Consider the following 2,885-nt stretch of genomic DNA (forward strand, 5'->3'; position numbering starts at 1 on the left):
AGGAACTGTAGATCGCATCGCCGAAGAAACGCGCCAGCCCGGTCACGGCAAGGCTGTGGTTTATGCGCTCGACGGAGGAGGACGAGGCGACACAGCGGTCGCCCGCGAGCGTCTCCAGAAACGCAGTGATTCCCGGTGTCGGCTTCAATTCCTGCGAGAACAGCACCTTGGTCTCGGCCCAGATGTCGCCGTCCGCCGCCGCCGGAAACTGGTGGCCGGTCAAATCCTTGATCCTCGCGATGATATCGGACTGCTTCATGCCGATGCATTGGGCGATGATGCTGGTGTTGACACCGGGCATGCCGTGCTTTTCGTAGACGCGCTCATAGGCGCGGGCGGCCAACGGCTCGCTGTCGACAAGGACGCCGTCGCAATCGAAAATAATAGGCCTTGGTGGCGCCACGCGTTTCCCTCTCGAGTCAATTTTCGCACATCGCTATCGGCAAAAAGTCAAATGTTCAATAGCGCGTGCGTTTTGAGGGCGCGAAGAGCGGGCTCAAAGCTGGCGCAACGCATCGCTCGCACGGGAAGACCCGAGCGCCCGTTGCATGGCTTGCCGGGACTGCGCGCGATCCGGGGTGATCCAGTTCGGCTCGGCGCCGAGAAAGCGGTCGAGGAAAGCCACCGCATAGGCCGGCATCTCGGTCACGTTCTCGCGATAGGACCACCATGTGCGCAAATCGTCGGCGCATTTGTCGATGCCGGGTGCCGTGCCGAATTCCTGCTCGTGGATCGCCGAAATCACCGAGACGCAGTAGTTGGTGTAGAGGAAACCCTCCGGCCAGAAGCGGACGATTTCCAGCGTGCCGGCGTTCGTTTCTGTCTCGATCAGCTGGGTGAGGCCGGAGATTTCTTTTGCCGGCGCCTGTTTTATCAACTCGCGCAGCACGAGGCCGGCGGCAAAGACGATGAAGTCGGCGCGGTCGATCGCGGCGAAGCGCTTCTGCGCCTCCATGATCTCGACCCAGTCCAGAAAGGCCCTGGTGAGTTTGGCCTCGTCGATCTCGAAGCGCACGCCGAACGTGTCCGAGACCACCTTCGCGCTGCCGCGAAAGGTGGCGCGGAACCAGCGCAACTGCCGCAGCCGATGGCGAAGATCGGGCATCAAGGCCAGTTCGTCCCTGAAGGGCAGATCCATGTTCCTCGTATCCTGTTTCCCGGTCAGCCTAGCACAACGGTGGCACCGCCGAAATCGGTCAGCGCCCTTGTGGATGACCGCAGCCGAGGCCAATATCATACATATTGACATTCTCGGAAACAAATGTTCTCACTTTGCTGTTGTCACGCGCCGGTCCAAGGTGCGGTTCAACTGAGGCTTCGGGAGGAGAACCGAATGGCGATTTGGCAGTGGGGACTGCTTCTGCTGGTTATTGTGTGGGCGCTGCAGTCGCTCGGCGTCTGGCTGCAGATGCGGCACTATTCGGATGTCTTCAGGGGCGTCACCGACCAGTACAAGGACGGCTTCGTCGGAGCCGGCAATTTTCGCGGCCGGTTGGCCAAGGGCACCATCGCGCTCGTCGTGGTGACGCCCGATCTGGTCGTGCGCCGCCTGATGGTGATGAGCGGCCGTTCCGTCTTCACCAAGTTCAAAAGACATGAAGAGTTCGAGGGTGTTCCCCTCGATAAACTCCGGTCCAACCCTGCAATCATGGGGGAGGGGGAACCCGGTGTGGCCGAGGCCGTGAAACGAGCGATCGAGCAGATCGACAAGACACGGTCGGAGCCGGGGAAGAAGCCGGGCCTGTCCGGTTTGAATGTAGCAAGGGCTTAGAGCCGGAGGATTTCGGGCTCTAAATCAGAGGGATAGAGGACGCCGCGCACCGACTGGGATCAACTGGCGGGTGGCATAAGGAGGAGAAATGTCTGTATTTTCGTTGTTGGCGCAGCATGCCGACATGGCCGTGCACAATCTGCATGTCGCAGGTGCCATGGTCTCGGATGCCGCATTGCATGGCAAGCTCGCAGTCGAGCATGCCTCCGACCATCTCGTTGTCCTCGCACAAGCGGACAGCGGACCGATCACCGTCGATCAGTTCAAGGAAAAGCTGAAGGACGTCCAGCAGGAAGAGCAGCTCGGCTGGCTGACCGCCATCGGCAAGTATTTCATCGGCATCTTCCAGAAGGGCGGCGAGGTCTTCGCCGGCTTCGTCACCGGCATCATTCCGACGCTGGTGGTGCTGATGACGGCCTTCTACGCCGTCACCGAACTGGTCGGTGAAGAGCGCGTGCATGGTCTGGCGCGCGGCGCCGGCCGGATCGCGCTGACGCGCTACACGCTGTTGCCGCTGCTGGCGGTGTTCTTCCTCACCAATCCGATGGCCTATACGTTCGGATCGTTCCTGGAAGAAAAGCACAAGCCGGCCTTCTATGACGCGGCCGTGTCCTATGTGCACCCGCCGCTCGGTCTGTTCCCGCACATCAATCCCGGCGAGTATTTCGTCTGGGGCGGCATTCTCGTCGCGCTGCTGGAGCTGGAAAAGAAGGGCGTCGTCGTCGCCGGCTACCACGTCAAGGTGGCGATCTGGTACGCCATCGTCGGCCTCGTCGTCATCCTGCTCAAGGGCATGCTGACCGAACGCATCACCGCGATCATGGCACGCCGCCAGGGCGTCGAGCTGTAAGGGCGGGGAGGACATCATGGCCAAGACATACAAAGCCGTAAGGATCACCCAGGGCAAAACCGGCTGGGGCGGCCCGCTCGTCATCGAGCCAACCGAACAGCGCAGCAAGGTTGTTTCCGTCACCGGTGGTGGCATTCACCCGGTGGCGCAGCTTATCGCCGACATGACCGGTGGCGAAGCCGTCGACGGCTTCAGGGCGCCGCCGATCGAAAGCGAGATGGCGGTTGTCGTCGTCGACTGCGGCGGCACCGCACGATGCGGCGT

The 2,885-nt window shown here is 61.5% G+C and carries 4 protein-coding genes and 1 pseudogene; 3 read left to right on the forward strand and 2 right to left on the reverse strand.

Annotated features, from left to right (window positions below; all coding sequences use genetic code 11):
- Together EN893_RS27015 and EN893_RS27020 are read right to left on the reverse strand one after the other, a co-directional pair.
- A partial coding sequence (locus EN893_RS27015; protein ID WP_164901137.1) for an HAD family phosphatase occupies positions 1-403 on the reverse strand: 403 nt, incomplete at its 3' end.
- 93 nt (positions 404-496) lie between these two features.
- A complete protein-coding gene (locus EN893_RS27020) occupies positions 497-1,138 on the reverse strand; it encodes a hypothetical protein (protein WP_024503716.1) in 642 nt (213 codons plus the stop codon).
- Between the two features lie 195 nt (positions 1,139-1,333).
- Here EN893_RS27020 and EN893_RS27025 point away from each other — a divergent pair, with 195 nt between their 5' ends.
- From EN893_RS27025 to EN893_RS27035, 3 genes and pseudogenes are all read left to right on the forward strand, one after another.
- Positions 1,334-1,771 (forward strand): transcriptional regulator GutM, encoded by a 438-nt coding sequence (locus tag EN893_RS27025; RefSeq protein ID WP_127269447.1) that lies wholly within the window; start codon positions 1,334-1,336, stop codon positions 1,769-1,771.
- An 88-nt stretch (positions 1,772-1,859) separates the two neighbouring features.
- Complete coding sequence (locus tag EN893_RS27030) at positions 1,860-2,621, forward strand: PTS glucitol/sorbitol transporter subunit IIC (RefSeq protein WP_013529328.1); 762 nt, start codon at positions 1,860-1,862, stop codon at positions 2,619-2,621.
- A gap of 16 nt (positions 2,622-2,637) precedes the next feature.
- Positions 2,638-2,885, forward strand: a pseudogene (locus EN893_RS27035) (PTS sorbitol transporter subunit IIB); the annotation flags it as partial.

Source organism: Mesorhizobium sp. M7A.F.Ca.CA.004.04.2.1 (genome assembly GCF_004022825.1).
Lineage (GTDB): Bacteria > Pseudomonadota > Alphaproteobacteria > Rhizobiales > Rhizobiaceae > Mesorhizobium.